This window comes from Pseudoxanthomonas sp. 22568 (genome assembly GCF_052044485.1).
In the GTDB taxonomy this organism is placed as follows: domain Bacteria; phylum Pseudomonadota; class Gammaproteobacteria; order Xanthomonadales; family Xanthomonadaceae; genus Pseudoxanthomonas_A; species Pseudoxanthomonas_A beigongshangi.
Window position 1 is genome coordinate 12435 of the sequence record NZ_JBQENC010000020.1, and the last position, 25167, is coordinate 37601.

Below are 25167 nucleotides of genomic sequence, written 5' to 3' on the forward strand. Positions count from 1 at the left end.
TTGAGTAGCGCTACAAAAAAAGGCCCGGCTTTCGCCGGGCCCAGTCGCATCGGGAGAGACGATGCGATACAGCGGTTACTTGAAGTTGTAGACGATCTCCGCCGCCACTTCGCGGCCGACCGGATCATCGACGCAGTAGGCGAAGTCGCCGCACCACTTGTCGCCATAGATCTTGTCGAAGAGGTTGCTGGCGTACAGGTTCACTTTCAGGACGTCGTTGATCTGGTAGCCCACGCTGCCGTTGAAGTAACGGCGAGGTGCGCGGCGATCATAGTGGCGGGGCGAAGTCTGGCCGAAGGTGGGGCTACCCACCGTCGTGTCCTGGCAGGTGTAGTCATCGACATAGGACAGATCGCTGTAGCCATCGGCCAGCGGCATGCAGCCGCCCCAGCGGTTATCGCGACCACCGGACTTCTGGTACATCATCAATGTGGCGTTCCACTTTTCCCAGCTCCAGTTGACGCTGGCGGTAATCTTCGTGCGCGGATTCTCCGTGGCACGGGTATCACGCAGTTCATCGGTCACGGTACGCCGCGACTTGAAGCTCAGCATGTTGGTGTAGTTCAGATTGAAGCTCAGGCTGCCGATCGCCGTGTCCGGCATGCGGTAGCGGGCGCTCACGTCCACACCATCCACTTCGGTCTCGGCACGGTTGATCGGGTTGATGTCGATGGTGACCGAGCCCGCCGTTGTGGCCGGCACGCCCGGTGTACGATGGATGCGGCGGATCGCCTCAGCGCACCACGAGGCGGTTGGCGGTGACGACAGCGGTTTGTTGTCCGGGGTGAAGCCTCCCTGGGTGCAGTAGGCCTCCGTCTTCAGCAACTCGTCCACGTCGATGGTGTCGATGATGTCCTCGATCTTCACGCTCCAGTAGTCGGCGCTGATCGAGAAATTGGTGAATGCGTCCCAGACGAAGCCGGCCGTGTACGAGGTACCGGATTCGTACTCCAGATCCGGAGTGCCGCCGCGGTTGATCACCGAGTCTTCGATCTTGTACTGGTCACGCGGGCATTGGCCGGACGGACGGTTGGGGTCCAGGGCGCAGGCCACGTAGTCCGTGTTGTCCTCGATGCCCGAGCTGGCCTTGGCATAGACGAAGTGCATGTCCGGCGCGCGGAACGCAGTGCCATAGGTTCCGCGTACCAGCAGCGTGTCGATTGGGCGCCATTCCAGGCCCAATTGGTAGGTGGTCTCGGCACCACTGCGCACCGCATCGTACTTGTCGTAACGGGTCGCCAGGTTGGCCGACAGCGTTTCCAGCAGCGGTACGTGGAATTCCACGCCGGCCGCGTAGCGATTGCGGTCGCCGCCGCCCTGCTCGATGTTGCCGAAGGGGGTCGACCATTCGCCGGTCAGCGTCTTCGGTTCGGGGGTCAGCCGGTAGCCCTGGCGGGCCGCTTCCACCACGCCGGCAAATCCGATCGGGCCAGCCCAGCCCTCGAACAGGTCGCCGGACAGGATGAACTGCGCCTGGGTGAGCCAGGATTCGGCCTTTTTCTGTCCGCGATGGGCAATGGAATTGAACTGATCCGCGCCCAGGGGGTTCCAGAACTTGTTGTAGTCCGGGGTGAAGATCGGATCGCCGTTCGCCGCGGTGCCCTGCTGTGGTCCCAGGAAGAAGTCGCGCATCTCGCTCTGGCTGAAGGCCGGGAACTGTTCCTTGACCTCATACTCGGCGCGGCCAATCGACGCTTCCCAGTCGAAGCGGCCGTCTCCCAGCGTTCCCTTGATACCGGCGCTGAAATCAACCGCCAGTTCCTTGGACTGGGTCAGGAAGGCGGCATCCCCGCCCGCATCCTGCGGCGTGAAGCGCTTGAGGAAGTTGCGACGGCCGCCGGCACCGTTGTTGACGGTCGGATCCCAGTAGTTGCCGCTGCCGAAACTGTAAAGGAAGCTGCTGGATTCGCCGGTCGTGCGCCATGCCCCCAGGCTGGCCCAGCCCTGCAGGTCATCGGTGAAATCATAGGTACCGTACAGGTATAGCGAATCGTCCTTGCTGCCACTGCGCAGCGTCCAGTTCGCGAATACGCGTTGCGCGCAGACGGTCGGCCCGTTGGTGATCGCACCGGTGTTGCGGTCATAACCACGGATGGTGAACTGGTACATCGTGCTGCCGTACTGGTCGCAGGCGCCCGGTGGCGGCGCGATGTAGTTGGGAACGCTGCCGACACCGGGAATGTTGGTGCTGGTGCCGTCGTGCATGCGGTTGCCAGTGAACGGGAACAGCTTGGCGGTGTTCAGCGCGCGCTCGGCCGGCCCCCACGTCGCGTAATCCTTGTCATCCTCGGAATCCATGAACGGGCGCTGCCTGGCCAGCAACACGCCACGCTCGAAATGCTGTGCGTTGTAGACCAGGCTCCACTTGTCCCCGCTGAAGCCGCCGGACAACACGAGATCGGTGTTCGCGCGGCCACCGCGGGTGGCTTCACCGTACTTGGCGCGGACGGTATGCCCTTCCACGTTGCTCTTGAGGATGACGTTGATCACGCCGCCCATCGCGTCGGAGCCGTAGATGGCCGAGGCGCTTCCCGACAGCACTTCGATGCGCTCGACGATGCCGGACGGGATGTTGTTGAAGTTGGAGAAATTGCTCTTGCCCTGGTAGGGCAGCGGATAATCGGCGACGCGACGGCCGTTGATCAGCAACAGGCTGCGGCCGGGACCAAGGTTGCGCAGGTTGAGCGGGCTCGCGTTGACCGTGGTGGAACCCCAGTTGTAATCCTGTTCGACGTTGCCGATCGCTTCGGTGATGGTGGTCAGGGCGTCGTAAACGGTGGCGAAGCCTTCCCGCTTCATCTGCTCGGAAGTGATCACGGTCACCGGCGCCGGACCTTCGATTCCGGAGCGCTTGATGCGTGAGCCGGTCACGGTGACCGTGTCGAGATTCTTCGCCTTGCCGTCGTTCGCTTGGCTTTCATCGGACTGGGTCTGCTGCGCGGTCTGTTCTTCCTGCGCCATCGCGGCCAGGGGACAACTCAATGCCAGCGCCATGGCGGCCGCCAGAACGGTGCGGCGGTTCGAATACAAGCGATTCATTACTTCCCTCCCAGGAAAAACATTGGTTTAAAGGTCCAGCCTATCGGCGCGCACGAGTCCCTAGCTCCTGCGCTCCCGGCAAACATAGCGGTAAGAAATGCGTAAAAATGTGATGTGGTTCTCTTTTTGTACCGATTCAATTCCCTGAAATCGATTTCGGTGCCGGACTGTCATCACGGTTACGCTTGGATGTGCAGCCAGGCGCCTTTCCCTGCCGTCAAAAGGGATTTCCCACGCCATACAGCCCACCCCCGGCAGCGGTTATCCGCACTCCGGGCAGTCACTGTTTGCTCCCGCGGATCACTGAATAGCGGGCTTGCGTGTGCACGCAATGTGATTACGATTGGTCCAGCCTTTGAACCAAACGGATTTCCGCATGCGCGTTCGACGCCCGGCACGCCTTCCACTGCTCCTTCCCCTGCTCCTTTCCCTGCTCGGCCTGCTTGGCGGAACCGGCGCCTCCCTGGCCGCTGCACCGCTTGCCGATGAGTCCCCCGCGCCGACCTCCCTCCACGGCGAAACCGATGCGCAGCATGCCCAGCGCATGCAGTGGTTCGCCGACGCCAAGCTGGGCATCTTCATCCACTGGGGCATCTACGCGGTGGATGGCGTGGACGAATCCTGGTCGTTCTTCAACGGCAAGATGTCGCATGCCGATTATCTGAAGCAGTTGCGCGGCTTCACCGCCAGCGTCTACGACCCGCAGGCGTGGGCGCGGCTGATCCGCCAGAGCGGCGCGCGCTACGCGGTGCTGACCACCCGTCATCACGACGGCGTGGCGTTGTGGGATTCGAAGCAGGGACTCAACGTGGTGCGCGATACGCCGGCCGGACGCGATCTGGTCGGCCCTTTCACCGATGCGCTGCGCGCCAACGACCTGAAGGTCGGCCTGTACTACTCGCTGCCGGACTGGTCGTATCCGGACTATGACGTGTTCACCCGCCAGCAGGAGCGCTACACGCTCGCCGCCGAGCCGCAGCGCTGGCAGCGCTTCCTCGATTACTACCAGGGCCAGATCGCGGATCTGCAGCAGCGCTACCGGCCGGACCTGATCTGGTTCGACGGCGACTGGGAGCACAACGGGGGCGAATGGCAGTCGGCCAAGCTGCGTACCGACATGCGCGCGCGCAATCCCGGCCTGATCATCAACTCGCGCCTGAACGAATACGGCGACTACGCCACCCCGGAACTGGGCGTGCCGGTGGTCAAGCCTGCGCAGCCGTACTGGGAGCTGTGCCTGACCATGAACCGTTCATGGGGCTACCAGCCGCGCGATACCGAGTACAAGAGTCCGCATCAGATCATCCAGATCTTCAGCCAGACCCTGTCGATGGGCGGCAACCTGCTGCTGGACATCGGACCCAAGGCCGATGGCAGCATCGATCCACGCCAGGTGGAGATCCTGGAGAAGCTGGGCCGCTGGACCGGCAAGCACAGCGAGGCCATCTACGGAACCACCGCGGGTATTGGTCTGGATCACTACGCCGGCCCGAGCACGGTGTCGAAGGACGGCCGCACCGTCTACCTGTTCCTGGACGGGCCCCCCAACGGCGATTTGCTGGTGAAGGGCTTCGACAGCAGGGTGCTGCGCGCGCGCGTGGTCGGCGGCGACCAGCCGGTGCAGGCGCGGGTGCTGGGCAAGTACGACTGGTCCAAGCATCCGGGCCTGCTGTTCCTGAGCGTACCGAAGACGGCGCTGGATCCTGACCTCACCGTGATCGCGCTGGAACTGGATGCGCCAGTGAAGCTCTATCGCGAAGAATCCAAACCCATCGAGAGCAACGGATGAAACTGCATCGCCTGTTGTCGCTGGCGCTGCTGGGCGCACTCGCCCTGCACGCCCCTTCCATCGCGCGCGCGGACAGCCGCGGCGAGTACGTGCCCGAGACCGACCCGCGGGTGGTGCGCAAGCTGGAGCAATGGCAGGACTGGAAGTTCGGTTTCATGATGCATTGGGGTCCCTACAGCCAGTGGGGCGTGGTCGAGTCGTGGTCAATCTGTTCCGAGGACGTGGACTGGTGCAAGCGTCCGGACGGCGTGGCCTATGTCGACTATGTGAAGCAGTACGAGGCGCTGCCCGATACCTTCAATCCGGTCCGTTTCGATCCGGCGGCCTGGGCGGAGGTCGCGCGGGAGGCCGGCACGAAGTACGTGGTGTTCACCACCAAGCACCACGACGGCTTCTCGATGTTCGACACCCGCCAGACCGACTACCGGATCACCGCGCCGAACGTGCCCTTCCACGATAACCCACGCGCCGACGTCACCCGCGCGGTGTTCGACGCGTTCCGCGCGAAGGGGTTCGGCATCGGCGCCTACTTCTCCAAGCCGGACTGGCACAGCGACGACTACTGGTGGCCGCGCTTCGCCACCCCCAACCGCCACGTCAACTACGACACCCGCAAACACCCGGAGCGCTGGCAACGGTTCGTCGACTTCACCCATGCGCAGATCGGCGAACTGACCCGCAACTACGGCCGCGTCGACATCCTGTGGCTGGACGGCGGCTGGGTTCGCCCCGGCGATACCCTGGACGACGCCGCGCAGGGACTGGCCGGCGTGCCGTGGCCGCAGGACATCGACATGCCCGGGCTGGCGGCGATGGCGCGACGCAACCAGCCGGGCCTGATCGTCGTGGATCGCGCGGTCGGCGGCCGCTACGAGAACTACCGCACGCCGGAGCAGAAGATTCCCGACGAGCCGCTGCCGTATCCGTGGGAAACCTGCATGACCCTGGGAGATTCCTGGAGCTATTCGCCCAATGACAGGTACAAGAGCACCCGCACGGTGGTGCAGATGCTGGTGGACGTGGTCGCCAAGGGCGGCAACTACCTGCTCAACGTGGGACCGCAGCCGGATGGACAGTTGCCGGCCGAGGCGGTGAGCCGGCTGCGCGAAATCGGCGCGTGGATGAAGACCAACGGCGGCGCCATCTACGCCAGCCGCGCGGTGGCGCCGTACCGCGACGGCAAATTCCGCTACACCCGGATGAAGAATGGCGACGTGTACGCCATCTACCTGCCCGACGCCGACGAACAGCGGTTGCCGGCGCAGTTGGAAATCCCCGGTCCGTCACCGCGCGCGGGCAGCCGGCTGGCCGTGCTGGGAAGCGATGTGCAACTGGAGTGGCGCCGCGAGGGTGAACGGACCATCGCGTTGATTCCCGAAGCGGCGCGCGAAGCCACCGCCGGCTCACCGGCCTGGGCGATCCGCCTGCCGGGGGCGACGGGGCGGATGCGCTGAGCGTGGTGAGAAAGAAAAGGGGCGCCTGGGCGCCCCTTTTTTTTCCAGATATCGGCGAGCGCCGCGCACTCCGGACGACGCGCCCTCTTTCAGTCCCCGTGATAGTCGGGGCGGTCCCAGGCGGCGTCGGCGCTGCGGTGCAGCCCGATGCGGGCGATGCGCGGCGCCGCGTAGGCGTGCTCGATGACCAGGCGCAACCGCCCGGTGCGCGTGGAGGGCACCCGATCCAGCTTGCAGTGGCCGATCGTCGTGCCCCAGGTCAACGGCTGCCAGGCGTCGTCGCGCCAGACGTCGATGCGGTAGTTGGAGACGTGCTGGCCATGCGCGATGGCTTCCTCCAGCCGGATCACGTCGAACTCCGCATCGGGCGGCAGCGACAGCTCCAGCCAGCCTTCGCGGGCGTCGCCGCCCGGTGTCCAGAAGCTGTCCGCATCACCATCCACGACCCGCGCCGCGCCGTCCCCGGTGCTCGCCTTCGCGCTCGCGCCACGCGCCAGATCCTTCGCCAGCAGCGCCTCGCGCAGGCGTGCGAAGCCTTGCAGCGCGCGCACGTCGTTGTCGTGGAACAGTCCATCGGGTGTCGGCGGCACGTTCAGCAGCAGCTTGCTGTTGCGGCCCACCGAGGTGAAGTACAGGTTCATCAGGTTCTGCGGCGTGCGCACCTTCGCGTCCTGATCCGCATGCCAGAACCAGCCGGGCCGGATCGATACGTCGGTTTCGCCGGGACGCCAGACCGCGCCATAAGGATCACCCTGCTGCAAGGCTTCACCGGTCCACGGATCATCGGCGCCGGGACGCGGCACCCGCGCCGGATCGACGCTGGCCCAGCAGGTGCTGCCGGCGCTGCCGGTCTCGTTGCCGATCCAGCGTACATCGGGGCCGGCGTCGGAGAACATCACCGCCTGCGGCTGCAGTTCGCGCACGGTGCGGTGGATGCGCGCCCAGTCGTACTGCTGGCGCTTGCCGCTGGGGCCTTCGCCATTGGCGCCGTCGAACCAGACCTCGACCACCGGACCGTAGCCGGTCAGCAGTTCGGTCAGCTGCTGGATGTAGAAATCGTCGTAGGCCTTGCCCTCGCCGTACACGCGCGCGTTGCGATCCCACGGCGACAGGTAGAAGCCGACGCCGAGTCCTTCCGCGCGGCAGGCATCGGTGAATTCACGTACCAGATCGCCCTTGCCGCCGCGCCAGGGACTGCTGGCGACCGAATGCGTGGTGGTCTTCGTCGGCCACAGGCAGAAGCCGTCGTGATGCTTGGCGGTGAGGATCATGCTGCGGAAGCCGCTGGCCTTGGCGGTGCGCGCCCACTGGCGCGCGTCGAGCGCCTTCGGGTCGAAGATGGCCGGACTCTCGCTGCCGTCGCCCCATTCGCGCCCGGTGAAGGTGTTCACCGTGAAATGCACGAACATCGACAATTCCTCGCGCTGCCAGGCCAGTTGCGCGGCGCTGGGGCGCGGGCGCGTCGCCGCATCCACGATGCCCGTTGCGGACCGCGCCGATGTGGCCGCGCCGGCCGCCGCCAGCGGCACCAGCGCGCCGGCCATGCCGGCCGCGCCGGCGCCCAGGAAACCCCGCCGCGTCCAGCGCGGCCATTGCATCGTCATTCGATTACTCCTTCGCGCGCATCGCCACGATGCGTCGCGGTCATGGTTGTACCTCGAACTCGCCCTGCTGGCGGATGTCTTCCGAACCCGCCCCGATCATCACCCGGAACATCCCCGGCTCGACCACCCGCCGCATCCGCCGGTCCCACAACGCCAGATCCTCCGGCGTCAGGCGGAATCGCACCGTGCGGGTCTGGCCCGGCGCCAGGTGGATGCGCTCGAACCCGCGCAGGTTCTTCTCATAGGTGGTCACCGAACCGACCAGGTCGCGGGTGTAGAGCTGGACCACCTCGTCGCCGGCGACACGGCCGGTGTTGCGTACGTCCACGCTCACCTCGACGCTGCCATTCGCGGGTATGCGCCTTGGCGCGATGCGCAGGTCGGCATAGTCGAAGGTGGTGTAACTCAAACCGTAGCCGAACGTGTACAGCGCGCCGTTGACGCGTGATTTCTCCCCTTCCCACTGCGCATTGGGCTTGGTCGGGAAATTGAACGGAATCTGCCCGGCGCTCTTCGGGAAGGTGACGGTCAGCTTGCCGCCCGGGTTGTAGTCGCCGAACAGCGCATCGGCGATGGCGGTGCCGCCCTGATCGCCGGGAAACCAGGCTTCCAGGATCGCCGGCACGTGCGCATCGGCCCAGTTGATGCTCATCGGCCGGCCATTGATCAGCACCAGCACCACCGGCGTGCCGGTGGCATGCACGGCGCGCAGCAGTTCCAGCTGCCTGCCCGGTAGATCCAGACTGGTTCGACTCAGGCTTTCGCCGACGGTGCGATCACCATCGCCCAGCACGACGACCGCCACGTCGGCGCCGGTGGCCGCGCGCACGGCCTCGTCGATGCCGGCCTGCTCGATGGCACTCAGCGGCTCGGGCAGGATCTCGATGGCCGGCCAGTTGTCGCCGGCAATCTCCACGCCCTTGGCATGGCGCACCTCGGCGCGTGGCCCCAGTTTCGCGCGCACGCCCTCCAGCACGGTCACCACAAGACCGCCGGAAGGGCCATAGTGGCGGTATGAATAACGACCGTCATCAGCATTGGGGCCAATGACCGCGACCGTCTTCAGATCCTTGCGCAGCGGCAGCGCGGCATCCGCGTTCTTCAGCAGCACCAGGCTCTCGCGCGCCGCCTGCAGGGCGACTTCGCGGTGTTCTTCCGAATTCACGAGGCGCGCACTGGCTTGGGCGTTGTCTACATAGGGACGGTCGAACAACCCGAGGGTGAACTTCACCCGCAACACGTCGCGCACGCGATCGTCGACCGTCGCGCTCGCCAGCGAACCATCGGCCAGCGCCGCGCGCATCGGCAGCACGTAGTCCTCCGGCGGGGTGAAGTTGGTGCGGATGTTCAGGCCGGCCTCGGCCGCCTGCCGCACCGCGTCCTTGGCGTCGGCGGCCACGCCGTGCTTGGTGTGCAGGAATTCGACCGCCTCGCTGTCGGAGACGACGTACCCGCGGAAGCCAAAATCGCCGCGCAGGCGCTCGGTCAGCCAATAGTGGCTGCCGGTGACCGGCACGCCGTCGTAGTCGTTGTAGGAACTCATCACGCCCAGCAGGCCGGCCTCGCGGATCGCGGCGGCGAACGGCGGCAGGAAGATTTCCTCGACCTCGCGCGGCGCCACCTGCGGATCGGTGCGGGCCATGCCCTCGCGTGCCCCCTTGTTGGCGCTGTAGACGGCGAAGTGCTTGGCGGTGGCGGCCACGGTGAAGTCCTGTTGCAGCCCCTTCACCATTTCCACGCCCAGGCGCGAGACCAGATACGGATCCTCGCCGTAGACTTCCTCCATCCGGCCCCAGCGCTGATCGCGCGCGACGTCCAGGATCGGCGCGTATACATTGGTGTAACCCAGCGCGCGCGCCTCGATGCCGGTGATGCGGCCCATCCGGCGCACCAGCGCGCGGTTCCAGGTGTGGCCAATGCCCAACTGGCTGGGGAAACTGGTCGCTCCACGCGCCTCGACGCCACGGATGCCTTCGTTGGTGAAATCGACCGGGACGCCGAGCCGGGTCTGTTCGACGAAGAACCGCTGCACCTCGTTCATCGCCCACACGTGCCGGCGCAGGTCGGTGGCATACACGCTCCTGCGACCATCGCCCCAGCCGTTGTGCATCTCGTCGATGTTGCCGATGCCGTCCTTCCACAGCGCCGCCTTCCATTGCGCGGTGGGCAGCGGATCCTTCAGCACCCGGCCGTAGCCGTACAGCGTCGCCAGCTGTACGGTCTTTTCCTCCATGCTCATCCGCGCCAGCAGATCCTCCACCCGCGCGTCGATCGGCGCGCGGGCGTCCTCGTAGACGTCCTTGCGGCCGTTCTTGTCCAGGTCGATCCAGCCGTCGTGGTAGATCCCCGGGGTCGGCGCGAAGGCCGGCGCCGGTTCGCCCGCCGGATTGGTCGCGGGCGTGGCGGCGGTGAATCCCGCCGCCATCAGCACGGCCAGCGTTGCCGGCGCGCGCATCAGCGCGGCTCCGCCGCCGTCAGCAGCTGGATCCGATCGATGGCCCACAGCACGCGCCGGTGATCGCCGGTGAACTTCAGGCACAGATCCTGCGCGCCTCGCAGCGAAGGCAGGGCCACGTCGACCCGCTTCACCGCGTCGGCGCCCACTTCGACCCGCGCTTCCGCCACCGGCTTGCCTTCGCAGCCGCCAACGCGCACCTGCAGATCCACCAGCCCGGCCGGCGGCGGTTCGACGCCGACCGAATCACCGCCGAACTGGAAGTTGTACGGCAGATCCAGCACTTCGGCGCGCAGGGTGGTGACGCCGTCCAGCGGCGCCTGCTTCCACTGCCAGCACGGCGTGCCGATGTCGACCGGCACCACCGCGCGTTCGCCTTCGCGCGGTTCGTCGTCCTCCAGTCGCAGCACGTAGCTGTCCTTGCGGCAGGCATCCAGGTACTCCGCCTCGCGGGTGCGCAGCGCGAGTGCGTCGACGTGCAATTCGCGCGGCGCGGCCAACGGCTTGCCCTGGAAGAAGGCATTGGCCTTCACCGTGGTCGGCAACGCCACCTGCAATGCCTGCTGGTAGCGCGGCGACTGCGCGGTCGGTTCGCTGCCGTCGGTGGTGTAGCGCAGTTCGCCGAAACCGGTCTGGTTGAGCAGGGTCACCTGCGCGCGTTCGCCCTCGGCCTGCGCCCGGATGCGCGCGGCGAACGCGCTGTCGGCGGCGCGGATGCCGGAACGCTGGAAGCGCCGCATCTGCGGCGCCAGCCGCTGCAGGAAGCCTTCCCAATCGCGCGTGGCCTTGGGCGACCAGGCAATCTCGGCCAACGCCGACAGGCGCGGGAACGCCATGTGTTCCACCCGCGGCTCGGTGCGCACGTGCTCGGTCCACAGGTTGGCCTGGGTGCCGAGCACATGCCTGGCCTGTTCGGCATCCAGTTCGGGCGGCACCGGTTCGAAGTCATACACCTTGCGCAACGTCGTGGTGTAGTCGTGGCCCGGCGGTTCGTCGGACTCGTCGGACTGCATGCGGTTGATGTAGGTGACGTTGCTCGGGCTCAGCACCACGTCGTGCCCCTGCCGCGCGGCCTCCACCGCGCCTTCCATGCCGCGCCAGGACATCACCGTCGCTTCCGGCGGCAGGCCGCCTTCGAGGATTTCGTCCCAGCCAATCAGGCGGCGATCGTGCGCGACCAGGAAGGTTTCGATGCGCTTGATGAACCAGCTCTGCAGTTGCATGTCGTCGGTCAGGCCGAGCGCCTTGCGGCGCGCCTGGATCGACGGCGAGTTGCGCCACTGGTACTTGTCCGCCTCGTCGCCGCCGATGTGGATGTATTGGCCGGGGAAGATGTCCATTACCTCGGTCAGCACCTCCTCCAGGAACTTGAAGGTCGGATCCTCCACGCCATACAGCCACGTGTTCACGCCCCAGTCCGGCGAAACCGGCGGCGCCTTGCCGGTGGCCCCGAACTCGGGGTATGCCGCGATGGCGGATTGCGCGTGGCCGGGCATCTCGATTTCCGGCACCACGGTGATGTGGCGCTGGCGCGCGTACTCGACGATCTCGCGGGCTTCGGCCTGGGTGTAGAAACCGCCGTAGCGCACCGGCTTGCCATCGGCGCCCTGCCCGGCCTTGCCGGCGGGAATGCGCCACGCACCGACTTCGGTGAGTTTCGGATAGCGCTTGATCTCCAGGCGCCAGCCCTGGTCGTCGGTCAGGTGCCAGTGGAAGACGTTCAACTTGTGCCGCGCCATCTGGTCCAGCAGGCGCTTGATCTCGTCCACGCTCTGGATGTGCCGGGCCGAGTCGAGCATGAAGCCGCGCCAGCCGAAGCGCGGCGCGTCGGCGATGCGAACCGCCGGCACGCTGATCGGCAGGGTGTCGGCGGTGGTCAGCAGTTGCCACAGGCTGACGCCGCCGTAGAACAGGCCGGCGCCATCGCGGGCATGGATGCGGATGCCGTCGGCGGCCACCTCCAGCGCATAGCCTTCCGCACGGGTGTCCAGCTTCGCGTCGCTGCTGAAGACGATGGCCGGCCCCGATGCCGAATCGACCTGATGCAGGGAAACGCCGGTGCTTTCGCGCAGCATGGCGATGAACTGGCCGGCGGCGGCCCGGGCGGCGGGATCGGCCGCCGCGGCGACGACCGGCGTGTCGGCCGCCACCACGAAACGGCCCTGTCCGGGCGTGGCCTGCGCGGGCGCGGGAATCAACGGCGGCGGGCTCCCGGTGGCGAAGGCCTCGACGGGTGTGGCCGCCTGGCCCGGGTCAGTTGCCGGGCCACCGCAGGCGCCCAGGGCCAGCAACAGGATCGCCAACCCGGTCGCCTTTCCCATCACGACGGCGCGGGCCGCCTCCCCTTTCCGCTTCACCTGTTCCATCATCGGTCCTCGCCTTAGCCATGCCGGGTTGCAAGTTTCAGATCTCACGATAGCATTGGTCCAACCACTAGGCCATTAGCCCGGAGTCCCTCATGCGCCTGCAAGGCAAACTCGCCCTGGTCACCGCGGCCGGCCAGGGTATCGGCCGCGCCACCGCGCTTGCCTTCATCCGCGAAGGCGCGCGGGTGATCGCCGCCGACATCGACCAGGAGGCCTTGCAGCGGCTGCGGGTCGAGGCCGGCGAGGCGCTCGTGCCGCTGCGCCTGGACGTGACCGACACCGCCGCGATCGCCGCCCTCGCCCAGCGCCACGCGGGTGCCGGCGACGCGGTGGACGTGCTGTTCAACTGCGCAGGCTTCGTCCATAGCGGCAGCATCCTGGAAGCCGGCGAGGAGGACTGGGACCTCGCCTGGCGCCTCAACGTCAGCTCGATGTACCACCTGATCCGCCGGTTGCTGCCAGGCATGCTGGCACGCGGCGGCGGCTCGATCATCAATGTCGCCTCGGTCGCCTCCAGCATCAAGGGCGTACCCAACCGCTTCATCTACGGCACCACCAAGGCCGCGGTGATCGGCCTGACCAAGGCCGTGGCCGCCGATTTCGTCGGCCGCGGCGTGCGCTGCAACGCGATCTGCCCGGGCACGGTCAGCTCGCCGTCGCTGGAAGCGCGCATCGCCGAGCAGGCGCGGCAACAGGGCAGTTCCGTCGAGGACGTGCAGGCCGCGTTCGTCGGCCGCCAACCGATGGGCCGGCTGGGCCGCCCCGAGGAAATCGCCGCGCTGGCGGTGTACCTGGCCAGCGACGAATCCGCATTCACCACCGGCACCACGCACGTGATCGACGGCGGCTGGATCAACTGAAGGAAACCTCATGAAACTGTTGCGCCATGGCGCACCGGGCGCGGAAAAGCCCGGACTCCTCGACGACGAAGGCCGCATCCGCGATCTCTCGGCGGTCATCGCCGACATCGCCGGCGAAGCGATCACCCCCGAAGGCCTGCAGCGCCTGCGCGCGCTGGACGTGTCCACGCTGCCGTTGGTGGATGGCGCGCCGCGCCTGGGCCCCTGCGTGGGCCAGGTCGGCAAGTTCGTCTGCATCGGCCTGAACTACTCCGACCACGCCGCCGAAACCGGCGCGCAGGTGCCGGCCGAACCGGTGATCTTCAACAAATGGACCAGCGCGATCTGCGGTCCGGACGACGATGTGCAGATTCCGCGTGGTTCGCGCAAGACCGATTGGGAAGTGGAACTGGGCGTGGTGATCGGCCGCGGCGGCCGCTACATCGCCGAAGCCGACGCGATGGAGCACGTCGCCGGCTACTGCGTGATCAACGACGTGTCCGAGCGCGAGTTCCAGCTGGAAGGCACCGGCACCTGGGACAAGGGCAAGGGCTGCGACACCTTCGGCCCGCTCGGTCCCTGGCTGGTGACCGCCGATGAGATTCCCGATCCGCACGCGCTCGATCTGTGGCTGGAAGTGGACGGCCACCGCTACCAGGACGGCAACACCCGCACGATGGTGTTCCAGGTGCCGTTCCTCATCAGCTACCTGAGCCGTTTCATGAGCCTGCAACCGGGCGACGTGATCTCCACCGGCACGCCGCCAGGCGTGGGCCTGGGCCAGAAACCGCCGGTGTACCTGCGGCCCGGCCAGGTCATGCGGCTGGGCATCGACGGTCTCGGCGAACAACGGCAGAAGGTGGTGCAGGCATGAATGCGGTTGCCCTTCCGGCGCTGGCCGGCGTGCGCATCACCGGGATGCGGGTCGAGGATCTGCGTTTCCCCACCTCGCAGCACCTGGACGGTTCGGATGCGATGAATCCGGATCCGGACTATTCGGCCGCCTACGTGGTGCTGGAAACCACGCGCGACGGACTGGAAGGCCACGGCCTGACCTTCACCATCGGCCGCGGCAACGAGATCTGCTGCGCCGCGATCGAGGCGATGCGGCATCTGGTGGTCGGGCTGGAGCTGGACTGGATCGCGCAGGACATGGGCCGCTTCTGGCGCCACGTCACCTCCGACAGCCAGCTGCGCTGGATCGGCCCGGACAAGGGCGCCATGCACCTGGCCACCGGCGCGGTGGTCAACGCGGCCTGGGATCTGTGGGCCAAGGCCGAGGGCAAGCCGGTGTGGCGGCTGGTCGCCGACATGACCCCGGAACAATTGGTGCGCTGCGTCGATTTCCGCTACCTGAGCGACGCCATCACGCCGGAGGAAGCGCTGGCGCTGCTGCGCGATCGCGAAGCCGGCAAGGCCGGGCGCATCGCCACCCTCGAACGCGAGGGCTATCCCTGCTACACCACCTCGGCCGGCTGGCTGGGCTATCCGGACGACAAGCTCCGCCGGCTGTGCCAGGAAGCGGTGGACGCCGGCTTCCGCCACGTCAAACTCAAGGTCGGCCGGGATCTGCAGGACGACATCCGCCGGGTGACCATCGCCCGCGAGGTGCTGGGACCGGATCGCCGGCTGATGATCGACGCCAACCAGATCTGGGAAGTCAGCCAGGCCATCGACTGGGTGAAGCAGTTGGCCTTCGCCCAACCGTGGTTCATCGAGGAGCCCACCAGCCCCGACGATATCGCCGGGCATCGCGACATCCGCCAGGCCATCGCGCCGGTGCAGGTCGCCACCGGCGAGATGTGCCAGAACCGGATCATGTTCAAGCAGTTCATCGCCGGCGGCGCCATCGACGTGGTCCAGATCGACGCTTGCCGCGTGGGCGGGGTCAACGAGGTGCTGGCAATCCTGCTGATGGCGGCCAAGTACGGCCTGCCGGTGTGCCCGCACGCCGGAGGTGTGGGCCTGTGCGAATACGTGCAACATCTGGCGATGATCGACTACGTCTGCATCGCCGGCACCCGCGAGGGCCGCGTGGTGGAATACGTCGACCATCTGCACGAACACTTCCAGGACCCCTGCGTGATCCGCGACGCCGCCTACCTGCCCCCGACCGCGCCCGGCTTCTCCATCACCATGAAGGACGCCAGCCGTCGCCAGTACCTGCATCCCGCCTCCACGTCCGGCGGTGCCGCCTGATGCGGGCCATGGCGCGCCGACGCTTCGCCTTGCCGGTCGCGCTGCTGTCGGCCGCGCTGGCGCTGGCGGCCGGCTGCGACGAACAGCCGCCGCCCGCGCACGACGGCACGCCCGCCGCGGTCGCCACGCGCCCGGCCGCCGATCCCGCCGCGCGTATCCGCCACTGGCAGGGCCAGGGCTACGGCATGTTCGTGCACTGGGGCCTGTATTCCGAACTGGGCGGCGTGTGGAACGGCCAGCCGGTGACGCGCGGCTACTCGGAGCAGATCCAGAGCTGGGCCAACATTTCCCATGACGAATACGCGAAGGTCGCCGCACGCTTTTCCGCGCCGAAGTTCGACGCCGACGCGATCTGCAAACTGGCGCAGGACGCCGGCGCGCGCTACGTGGTAGTCACCAGCAAGCACCACGACGGCTTCGCGATGTTCGATACTGCGAGCACCGACTTCGACATCGTCGACCGCACCCCGTTCGGCAAGGATCCGATCAAGCTGATCGCCGAGGCCTGCCGCGCGCGCGGCATCGGTCTGGGCCTGTATTTCTCGCTGGTGGACTGGCACGCCGGCCATCCCTTTGATCCGGACAACGGCAACCCGATTCCGGCGTCGATGGAACCGCTGATCGAAAAGCAGATCACCGAGCTGATGACGAACTACGGGCCAATCACCGAGGTGTGGTTCGACATGTCCACGCCGACGCCGGAGCAGAGCCGCCGTTTCGCCGGCATCGTCCATCGCCTGCAACCGGCGGCGGTCATCAACGGCCGCATCTGGAACAACGCCGGCGACTTCGTCACCCTCGGCGACAACGAGGCGCCACCGCCGTCGATGCAGCCGCCGTTCGAAGTGCCGGCCTCGATCTACCATGCCACCTGGGGCTACCGGAGCTGGCAGCAGCGCGACGATCGGCCGGGCAAGGTGCGCGAACTGGTCAATGGCCTGGTGCAGGCGCGCAGCGCCGGCGGCAACTACCTGCTCAACATCGGCCCGATGGGCGATGGATCAATCGTGCCGTTCGAGGCCGACGTCCTGCGCGGGATCGGCCAGTGGCTGCATCGCCACGGCAATCTCGCGATGACCGCGCGGCCCAGCGGGCTGCCGCCGCAGGCTTGGGGCAGCACGCTGGTGGACGACAAGGCGCTCTATCTGTTCGTGCGCGACTGGCGCGGCGGAAAGCTCGTCGTCGAAGGCATGGCCAATGATCCGCGCGGGATCCACATCGATGGCAATGACACCGCGCCGCCGCTGGCCTGGCGTCGCGACGGCGATGCGCTGGTGATCGATCTGCCCGCGGGGGTACCGGACGCTGTGCTTCCGGTGCTGCGTGTTGAATTGCAGGGCGCGCTCCGGATCATGCCGGCCGATGCGGCCGCGGTCCCCGCTTCCGGCATCGCGACGCTGCCCCGTTCGTCCTGGCATCCCGGCACCAGCTTCGCGTTCGGCAGCGGCTATCGCAGCCAGCGCTCGACCACGGTATCGCTGCGCGCCATGCTGCGGCCCGAACAGGCGCAAGCCGCCGCATGGCTGCGTTTCTCGGGCGTGCAGGCGGCATCGGCGCAGCGCTATCGCATCCGTGTCGGCGAACAGGCACGCGAGGTGGACGCGGCCACGTTGCGCGGGCAGGCCATCGGACCGTTCGCGATCCCTGCCGCTGGCGCGGGCGCGACTCCGGTGACGATCGAACTGGCCGCACCTGCTTACCCCGCGCAGGATCTGGAACTGCGCTTCGACGCGATGTCGATTTCGCCGCGGGCGGACGCCGCGCCGTGATCGCCCGCGTCGACGCCCACCAGCATTTCTGGCGCTACGCGCCCCGGGACTATCCCTGGATGGGCGACGGCATGGACGTGCTGCGGCGCGACCGGTTGCCGGAAGATCTGGCGCCCTTGCTGCAAGCCGCCGGGCTGGACGCGTGCATCGCGGTGCAGGCGCGCGCCGACGAGGCGGAGAACACGTTCCTGCTCGACCTCGCGCAGCAGCACGCCATCATCGCGGCGGTGGTCGGCTGGGTGGATCTGTTCGCCGCCCATGCGGAGGATCGGCTGGCGCACTGGCGCGCGCATCCGCGCTTCGCCGGCGTGCGCCACCTGCTGCAGGACGACCCGGACGTGGCCGCCACCCTGGCCGACCCGCGCTTTGCGCGTGGCGTCGAGGCGGCGCAGCGGCAGGGCCTGGTCTACGAAATCCTGGTGCGTGGGCCGGCGCAGCTGGCCGAGGTGCCGGCGTTCTGCGCGCGCCACGATCGCCATTGGCTGGTGCTGGATCACCTCGGCAAGCCCGCCATCGGCGGCGACAGCGAGGCCGACTGGCGGCGGCACCTGCATGCGCTGGCCGCGCAGCCGCACGTGCTGTGCAAGGCGTCGGGACTGGTGACCGAAGTGGTCGGCGCCGGGTTGGATCGCGATGCGATCCTCCGGCACCTGGATGCCGCGCTGGAAGCGTTCGGCGCGGATCGATTGATGTTCGGCTCGGACTGGCCGGTCTGCCTGCTGCGCGCCGACTACGCCGCAGTCGCGGCGCTGGTGCGAGACTGGGCGGGCCGGTTGTCGGAAACCGAACAGGCGCAGTTGTGGGGCGGGACCGCCCTGCGCTGCTATGACGTACACGGCTGAGGGGGTCGTGATGGATCTGGAATTGCGGGACAAGGTGGTGATCGTGACCGGCGGCGGCGCCGGCATCGGTGGCGCGATTTCACGCGCGTTGGCGCGCGAGGGCGCGATTCCGGTGATCTTCGGGCGCAGTCCGCTGGACGCCGCGTTCGAGGATGAATTGCGGCAGGCGCAGCCGCGCTTCCGTTTCCACCAGCTCGATCTGGCCGACGCGGACGCCTGCGAGCGCGCGGTGGCCGCGACGCTGGCCGAAAACGGCGCACTGCACGGCCTGGTCAACAACGCCGGCGTCAACGACGGCGTCGGGCTGGAAGCCGGTCGCGATGCGTTCGTGCAGTCGCTGGAGCGCAATCTCATCCACTACTACGTGATGGCGCACCTGTGCGTCGACGCGCTGAAGGCCAGCCGCGGCGCCATCGTCAACGTCTCCTCCAAGACCGCGATTACCGGCCAGGGCGGCACCAGCGGTTATTGCGCCTCCAAGGGCGCGCAGCTGTCGCTGACCCGCGAATGGGCCGCCTCGCTGGCCGCCGACGGCGTGCGGGTGAACGCAGTGGTGCCGGCGGAAGTGATGACCCCGCTCTACCAGAGCTGGCTGTCCGGCTTCGACGACCCGGATGCCAAGCTGGCCGATATCACCCGCCGCATCCCGCTGGAACGGCGCATGACCCGCGCCGACGAGATCGCCGACACCGCGGTGTTCCTGCTGTCCGCGCGCGCCTCCCACGTCACCGGCCAATGGCTGTTCGTGGATGGCGGCTACACCCATCTGGATCGCGCCCTGACCTGAGGAAATCCCGATGCGCCATTGCCTGGCCCTCGATCTGCACGACGATCCGGATCTGATCGCCGCCTACGAGCACTACCACCGGCAGGTCTGGCCGGAAGTGCTGGCCCACCTGCGCACGCAGGGCGTGCGCGAGCTGGAGATCTTCCGGCTGGGCACGCGCATGGTGATGGTGATGGACACCGACGACGCGGTGTTCGACGCCGCGCGCATGGCCGACGCCGAGCGCGACGATCCGCGCCTGCGCGCCTGGGAAGACCTGATGTGGTCGTTCCAGAAAGCCACGCCGTGGACGCCGGAAGGCACCAAGTGGACCCCGATGCAACCGATTTTCCGCCTGACCGACGCCTGACCCTCTTTCCGCAGGAGCTTCCACCATGCCCGCAATGCCCGGTACCGCCTCCCCGACCCTGCAGGACAGCGGCGCGCAACGCTACCGGCTGGCATTCATCCTGGTGACCTGCCTGTTCTTCCTGTGGGGCTTCTCCTACGGGCTGCTGGACGTGCTCAACAAGCATTTCCAGGAAACCCTGGACATCACCCGTGCACGCTCGGCGCTGCTGCAGGCCGCCTACTTCGGTGCCTACTTCCTGATGGCGCTGCCGGCCGCCGCGCTGATGGAGCGGCATGGCTACAAGACCGGCATCCTGCTCGGCCTGGGCTTGTTCGCCTGCGGTGCGCTGCTGTTCATTCCCGCCACCCGCGCCGGCGTGTTCGAGTACTTCCTGTTCGCCCTGTTCGTGATCGCCTGCGGGCTGGCCTGCCTGGAGACGGCCGCCAATCCCTATGCCACCGTGCTGGGTCCGGCGGAAACCTCGGAACGCCGCCTCAACCTGGCGCAATCGTTCAACGGCCTGGGCACGTTCATTGCGCCGTTCATCGGCGGCAAGCTGTTCTTCGGCGCCTCGACCTCGGGCATTTCCGGCAGCCACGGCGTGCAGCTGATCTACGTCGCCACCGCGGTCGTGGTCATCGCCATCGCGGTGCTGATCTGGCGGACACGGATGCCGGAAGTCTCCGGTGAAGCCTCCGCCGCCGTGGCGTCGGTTCCCCCTGTGCCGTTGTTCTCGCAACGCCATTTCGTATTCGCGGTGATCGCACAGTTCTTCTACGTCGCCGCACAGGTCGGCGCGGGCGCATTCTTCATCAACTATGCGGTCGATCACATCCCCGGCCTGTCCTCCGAACGCGCCGCCTACCTGTTGGCGGTGGCGCTGGGCTGCTTCCTGGCCGGGCGCTTCCTGACCACCGCGCTGATGGGCACGATTTCGGCGGCCCGCCTGCTCAGCGTGTACGCCGTGATCAACATCCTGCTGTGCGGCCTGGTCATCGCCGGCATGGGCAAGGTCTCGGTCGCCGCCCTCATCGCCGTGTTCTTCTTCATGTCGATGATGTTCCCGACCATCTTCGCGCTGGGCATCAAGGGCCTGGGCGCGCAGACCAAGCGCGGCGCCAGCTTCATCATCATGGCCATCGTCGGCGGCGCCATCGTGCCGTGGTTCATGGGCCGGCTGGCGGATGTCGCCGGCATCGAGACCGCGTTCTGGATTCCCGCCTTCTGCTTCCTGGTGGTCGCGCTGTACGGTGTTTACGCGCGCCGCCACCCGCAGCCCTGACCGTACTTCGACCCGAACCGTTTCCATCATGACCCCGATCACCTGCAACGAGGATCTCCGCCAGCTGGCGATGCGCCGCGCGCCGCGCGCGATCTTCGACTACGTCGACCGCGGCTCGTATGACGAGCACACCCTCAACGGCAATCGTCGCGCGCTGGACGCGCTGATGCTGCGCCAGCGGGTGATGATCGATGTGGACCAGCGATCGCTGGCCACCACCATGGCCGGCGAGGCGGTGAGCATGCCGGTGGGATTGGCGCCGACCGGGTTGACCGGCATCCTCCACGCGGACGGCGAAATCCTCGCCGCGCGCGCGGCCCAGGCCGCCGGCGTGCCGTTCACCCTCAGCACGGTGTCGATCTGCTCCATCGAGGCGGTGCGCGCGGCGGTGGAAAAGCCGTTCTGGTTCCAGCTGTACGTGATGCGCGATCGCGATTTCGCCGCTTCGCTGATCCAGCGCGCGAAGGCCGCGCAATGCTCCGCGCTGGTGCTCACCGCCGATTTGCAGATCCAGGGCCAGCGCCATCGCGACATCAAGAATGGCCTGACCGTGCCGCCCAGACTGACCGTGGGCAACGCGCTGGATCTGCTGCGCCGCCCGCGCTGGGCGTGGGGCATGCTGCGCACGCCGCACCGCAACTTCGGCAACCTGGCCGGTTTCATTCCCGGCGGCGGCAAGGGGATGACCACGCTGTCGCAATGGATCGGCAGTCAGTTCGATCCCACCCTCAGCTGGCAGGACGTGGCCTGGGTGCGTTCGCTGTGGCCGGGCAAGCTGATTGTGAAGGGCATCCTGGACGCGGACGACGCGCGTGCGGCGGTCGATGCCGGTGCGGATGTGATCGTGGTGTCCAACCATGGTGGCCGCCAGCTCGATTCCGCGCCGCCGGCGATCCTCGCCTTGCCGCAGGTGGTGGCGGCGGTCGGCGACTGCTGCGAGATCTGGTTCGACAGCGGCGTGCGCAGCGGCCAGGACGTGCTCAAGGCGCTGGCGCTGGGTGCGCGCGCCACGCTGATCGGCAAGGCCTTCCTGTACGGCCTGGGTGCGATGGGCGAACGCGGCGTCACCACCGCGCTGGACCTGATCCGCCGCGAGCTGGACGTGAGCATGGCGCTGACCGGCACCCGCGACGTGCGCGAGATCGGTCCGCAGGTGTTGTGGCGGCCCTAGGGTCGACGGCTGCCCGGCGTCAGCGCTCGCCGCCGGAGAAGATCCTGATCACCGAATCCAGATGCCGTTCCATCGCGGCGCGCGCGGCGTCCGGATCCCGATCGCGGATCGCGTCGACGATGGCTTCGTGCTCCAGCTCCGAGCGGCGGGGCATGTCTTCCACCGTGTACAGCGCCTGCACGCGCTGGAACATCGCACCGTACTGGTGGCCCAGCAGGTGCCGGATCAGCAGCGAATAGGCGGGGTTGCCGCTGGCGTCGGCGATGCGGATATGCAGCAGCCGGTCGCCGGGATGGGTGGTCGAGGCGTGCTGGTTGTCGGCGATGTTGCGCTGCAGGGCTTCCTCGATGCCGGCGATCTGATCGTCGGTGGCGTTCTCGGCCGCCAGCGCGGCGGTTTCCGGTTCCACCAGCCGGCGGGCGCTCAGCAGCGAGAACGGCGGGATTTCGGCGTCGAAATCGGCCACCACGCCCAGTTCCGGATCCAGTGTCCACGGGTTGAGCTGGCGGGCGCGATCCAGCGCATGTTCGACCGGCGGGGCTTCATCCGCGTCCGGCCCCACCACGCTGACCCCGTCGCCCACCCGGACCCGCACCAGGCCCAGCACCTCCAGCGCGATCAGCGCCTCGCGCAGCGAGGTGCGGCTGACCCCGAACTGCTGCGATAGCTCGCGCTCCGGCGGCAGGTAGCTGCCCGGCGGAAATTCGCCACGGTTGATCATGCCGCGCAGCTGGTCGGCGATCTGCTGGTAAAGACGGCGGTTCTGGATGCTCTTGACTGGCATGTCCGGGGCTCCGCATCCGGCGGGCTTGCTGGGAACATGCGGCGATTATAGGCCAATCCCCGTACCGTCCCGGACGGTCGGGGCCGGCGTGTACCGAAGCGGCGGGGCGCNCGCTCCCGATTCGTCACTGCGCCGTGTAGCCGCCGTCTACCAGCAACGAGGCGCCATTGACGAAGGAAGCATCGTCGCTGGCGAGGAACAGCACCGCACGCGCGACTTCCTCCGCCCGGCCCAGCCGGCCCATCGGATGCAGCTTCTCCAGCGCGTGCCTGGCCTCGGCCGGGACGTCCTTCAGTAGCGGCGTGTCGATGTAACCCGGGCAGACCGCATTGACGCGGATGCCGCGCGCGCCGTAGTCGATGGCCAGGGTCTGGGTCAGCAGCTTCACCCCGCCCTTGGCCGCCGCGTAGGCGGTGACGCCCTGCTTGCCGACGTGGCTGTGGATGGAACCGCAATTGACTATCACGCCGCCACCCTGCTTGAGCATCTGCTCGATGACGTACTTGTCGCACAGGTAGACACCGGTGAGGTTGATGCCGATGGTGCGGTCCCAGGCCGCTTCGGACAGCTGGTCGATCGGACCGTCGGCGGCGATGCCGGCGTTGGCGAACAGCACGTCGATGCGACCGAACGCGGCGACGGTTTCCGCCACCATCCGCTGCACCGCCGCGCTGTCGGTGACGTCGGTCTTCACGAACAGGGATTTCGCGCCCTGCTTCGACAGTGCGTCGGCGACCGCCTGCCCGTGATCAGAGAAATCCGCGATCACCACATGCGCGCCGCGCTCTGCGAACAGCTTCGCGCTGGCCTCGCCGATGCCGCTGGCACCGCCGGTGACGATGACGACCTTGTTGTTGAAATCCATGTTGACGCTCCTGGCCGTGGGGGCCGATGTGAACTTTCAACAGGTTAATCCCTGCTGCCTTTACCCATGCCGAGTCCAGCGCCAATGACAGTCGAATCACATTGTCCCAGTCGTCGCACCGCCGTCATTCCAGCGAAACCTGGAATCCATTTTCGCCGGGTTTCTCGACGTCCAGGACCACTCACCATCACGGCATTCGCCGGGACAATGATGGAATGGCGATGCAGGCAGGGACATGCCGGGGATTCGCCACGCGACACGCTGGCGGCATTGGCTTGCGGAGATGGCGTGCACGGGCACGCCGCCGCTCTCCACTCAATCGCTCTTGCGCTTGTCCGTATCCCGCATCTCGTACCACATGCCATTGAGGATGGCGAAGCTGGCCGCGAGTCCGGCGCCGAGTATCCAGCTGAAATACCACATGCGTGCTTCTCCTCAGTAAGCGTTCGGATTCTGGTCGTGATCCAGGCTGTCCTCGCCGACCTTGCCGCGCATCACCCGGTATACCCAGGCCGTGTAGGCCAGGATGATCGGCAGGAAGAATGCGGTGACCAGCAGCATGATGAACAGCGTCAGGTGGCTGGAGGACGCATCCCAAACCATCAGGCTGGCGCCAGGATTGAGCGAGGACGGCAGCAGGAAAGGAAAGGTGGTCAAGCCGAAGGTCAGCAGGATGCCGGCAATCGCCAGCGCCGAGGACAGGAACGCCAGTCCGCCCTTGCCCGCGCGCAGGCAGAGTGCGCTCAGCAGCGCGCCCAGCACGCCCAGCACCGGGAACAGCCAGATCACCGGCCAGCGCGCGTAGTTGCCCATCCACGCGCCCGGCTGCGCGATCACCACCTTGGCGAGCGGATTGGACGGACCGGCCGGATCCATGGCGACCTGCAACACGTAACCATTCAATCCCTTGGCCAGCCAGACACCGCCGATGACGAACAGCACCGCGGTGGCGATCGCGGCCACGCTGCCGTAGCGGCGCGCGCGCCGGGCGATCGCGCCGTCGGTCTTCATCGCCAGCCGGCCGGCGCCATGGGCGACCAGCATGCACACGCTGACCAGGCCGCACAGCAGCGCGAAGGGCGTGAGCAACCCGAACAGGCCGCCCTCGTAGTGGGGACGCAGGATGTCGTCGAAGGTGAACGGCGCGCCGAGCAGCACGTTGCCCATCGCCACGCCGAATACCAGTGCCGGCACCAGCCCGCTGACGAACAACGCCCAGTCCCATACCGCGCGCCAGCGAGGGTCCGGCACCTTGCTGCGGAACTTGAAACCGACCGGGCGCAGGATCAGCGCGACCAGGATCAGGAACATGGCGATGTAGAAGCCGGAGAAGCTGACCGCGTACAGCGGCGGCCAGGCGGCGAAGATCGCGGCGCCGCCGACGATCAGCCAGACCTGGTTGCCCTCCCACACCGGGCCGATCACGTTCAGCGTGATCCGGCGTTCCTCGTCGGTGCGGGCCACCGCCGGCAGCAGCGTCGCCACGCCCAGATCGAAGCCGTCCATCACCGCGAAGCCGATCAGCAGGATGCCCAGCAGCGCCCACCAGATCAGGCGCAGGGTCGGATAGTCGAGCGGAATGGTGTCCATG

At 67.3% G+C, this 25167-nt stretch carries 19 protein-coding genes; 11 read left to right on the forward strand and 8 right to left on the reverse strand.

What is annotated here, in order from left to right; genetic code table 11:
• Positions 1-75: 75 nt before the first annotated feature.
• Positions 76-2961 carry a TonB-dependent receptor plug domain-containing protein gene (locus ACTJI2_RS18600; RefSeq protein ID WP_425504628.1) on the reverse strand — a complete coding sequence of 962 codons (2886 nt, stop codon included), beginning with the start codon at positions 2959-2961 and terminating at the stop codon, positions 76-78.
• Between the two features lie 454 nt (positions 2962-3415).
• Between ACTJI2_RS18600 and ACTJI2_RS18605 the strand changes: the two genes are divergently transcribed.
• Positions 3416-4828, forward strand: a complete 1413-nt coding sequence (locus tag ACTJI2_RS18605; protein WP_440842975.1) for an alpha-L-fucosidase — start codon at positions 3416-3418, stop codon at positions 4826-4828.
• A complete protein-coding gene (locus tag ACTJI2_RS18610; RefSeq protein WP_440842976.1) occupies positions 4825-6282 on the forward strand; it encodes an alpha-L-fucosidase in 1458 nt (485 codons plus the stop codon). The genes ACTJI2_RS18605 and ACTJI2_RS18610 overlap by 4 nt, the downstream gene beginning before the upstream one ends.
• An 89-nt stretch (positions 6283-6371) precedes the next feature.
• Here ACTJI2_RS18610 and ACTJI2_RS18615 read toward each other — a convergent pair whose 3' ends face one another.
• From ACTJI2_RS18615 to ACTJI2_RS18625, 3 genes are read right to left on the reverse strand one after another with little or no spacing between them, the layout of a single operon-like run.
• Positions 6372-7886 (reverse strand): alpha-L-fucosidase, encoded by a 1515-nt coding sequence (locus ACTJI2_RS18615; RefSeq protein ID WP_318288385.1) that lies wholly within the window; start codon positions 7884-7886, stop codon positions 6372-6374.
• Between the two features lie 40 nt (positions 7887-7926).
• Entirely contained in the window at positions 7927-10341 is a 2415-nt protein-coding gene (locus ACTJI2_RS18620) for a glycoside hydrolase family 3 N-terminal domain-containing protein (protein WP_318288384.1), read from the reverse strand.
• A complete protein-coding gene (locus tag ACTJI2_RS18625; protein ID WP_318288383.1) occupies positions 10341-12707 on the reverse strand; it encodes a beta-N-acetylhexosaminidase in 2367 nt (788 codons plus the stop codon). Before ACTJI2_RS18625 ends, ACTJI2_RS18620 begins: the two co-directional genes overlap by 1 nt.
• Before the next feature lie 92 nt (positions 12708-12799).
• On the opposite strand from ACTJI2_RS18625, the gene ACTJI2_RS18630 reads away from it, so the two are divergent.
• From ACTJI2_RS18630 to ACTJI2_RS18670, 9 genes are read left to right on the forward strand one after another with little or no spacing between them, the layout of a single operon-like run.
• Positions 12800-13567 (forward strand): SDR family oxidoreductase, encoded by a 768-nt coding sequence (locus ACTJI2_RS18630; protein WP_318288382.1) that lies wholly within the window; start codon positions 12800-12802, stop codon positions 13565-13567.
• Between the two features lie 10 nt (positions 13568-13577).
• Positions 13578-14420: a fumarylacetoacetate hydrolase family protein gene (locus ACTJI2_RS18635; RefSeq protein ID WP_318288381.1), complete on the forward strand. Its 843-nt coding sequence runs from the start codon at positions 13578-13580 to the stop codon at positions 14418-14420.
• Entirely contained in the window at positions 14417-15745 is a 1329-nt protein-coding gene (locus tag ACTJI2_RS18640; RefSeq protein ID WP_440842977.1) for an L-fuconate dehydratase, read from the forward strand. The genes ACTJI2_RS18635 and ACTJI2_RS18640 overlap by 4 nt, the downstream gene beginning before the upstream one ends.
• A gap of 8 nt (positions 15746-15753) precedes the next feature.
• On the forward strand, positions 15754-17514 hold the full coding sequence (locus ACTJI2_RS18645; RefSeq protein WP_318288380.1) for an alpha-L-fucosidase: 1761 nt from the start codon (positions 15754-15756) through the stop codon (positions 17512-17514).
• Positions 17511-18356 (forward strand): amidohydrolase family protein, encoded by an 846-nt coding sequence (locus ACTJI2_RS18650; RefSeq protein ID WP_318288379.1) that lies wholly within the window; start codon positions 17511-17513, stop codon positions 18354-18356. Before ACTJI2_RS18645 ends, ACTJI2_RS18650 begins: the two co-directional genes overlap by 4 nt.
• 10 nt (positions 18357-18366) lie before the next feature.
• On the forward strand, positions 18367-19143 hold the full coding sequence (locus tag ACTJI2_RS18655; RefSeq protein ID WP_183640896.1) for an SDR family oxidoreductase: 777 nt from the start codon (positions 18367-18369) through the stop codon (positions 19141-19143).
• A gap of 10 nt (positions 19144-19153) precedes the next feature.
• Entirely contained in the window at positions 19154-19492 is a 339-nt protein-coding gene (locus ACTJI2_RS18660) for an L-rhamnose mutarotase (RefSeq protein ID WP_183640893.1), read from the forward strand.
• A 25-nt stretch (positions 19493-19517) separates the two neighbouring features.
• The gene (gene fucP, locus ACTJI2_RS18665) at positions 19518-20756 is read left to right on the forward strand and encodes an L-fucose:H+ symporter permease (protein ID WP_318288378.1); all 1239 of its coding nucleotides are present in this window, start codon (positions 19518-19520) and stop codon (positions 20754-20756) included.
• A 28-nt stretch (positions 20757-20784) separates the two neighbouring features.
• Positions 20785-21927 (forward strand): alpha-hydroxy acid oxidase, encoded by a 1143-nt coding sequence (locus ACTJI2_RS18670; RefSeq protein ID WP_318288377.1) that lies wholly within the window; start codon positions 20785-20787, stop codon positions 21925-21927.
• A gap of 19 nt (positions 21928-21946) precedes the next feature.
• On the opposite strand, the gene ACTJI2_RS18675 is transcribed toward ACTJI2_RS18670, so the two are convergent.
• The 4 genes from ACTJI2_RS18675 to cydB all read right to left on the reverse strand — a co-directional run bounded on the left by ACTJI2_RS18675 (position 21947) and on the right by cydB (position 25166).
• A complete protein-coding gene (locus ACTJI2_RS18675; RefSeq protein ID WP_141454245.1) occupies positions 21947-22711 on the reverse strand; it encodes a FadR/GntR family transcriptional regulator in 765 nt (254 codons plus the stop codon).
• A 124-nt stretch (positions 22712-22835) separates the two neighbouring features.
• Positions 22836-23576: an SDR family NAD(P)-dependent oxidoreductase gene (locus tag ACTJI2_RS18680; protein WP_318288376.1), complete on the reverse strand. Its 741-nt coding sequence runs from the start codon at positions 23574-23576 to the stop codon at positions 22836-22838.
• Between the two features lie 315 nt (positions 23577-23891).
• Positions 23892-23999, reverse strand: coding sequence for a cytochrome bd-I oxidase subunit CydX (gene cydX, locus ACTJI2_RS18685; protein WP_141454247.1), 108 nt, complete (start codon positions 23997-23999; stop codon positions 23892-23894).
• A 12-nt stretch (positions 24000-24011) separates the two neighbouring features.
• Positions 24012-25166: a cytochrome d ubiquinol oxidase subunit II gene (gene cydB / locus ACTJI2_RS18690; RefSeq protein ID WP_183640883.1), complete on the reverse strand. Its 1155-nt coding sequence runs from the start codon at positions 25164-25166 to the stop codon at positions 24012-24014.
• Position 25167 lies beyond the last annotated feature (1 nt).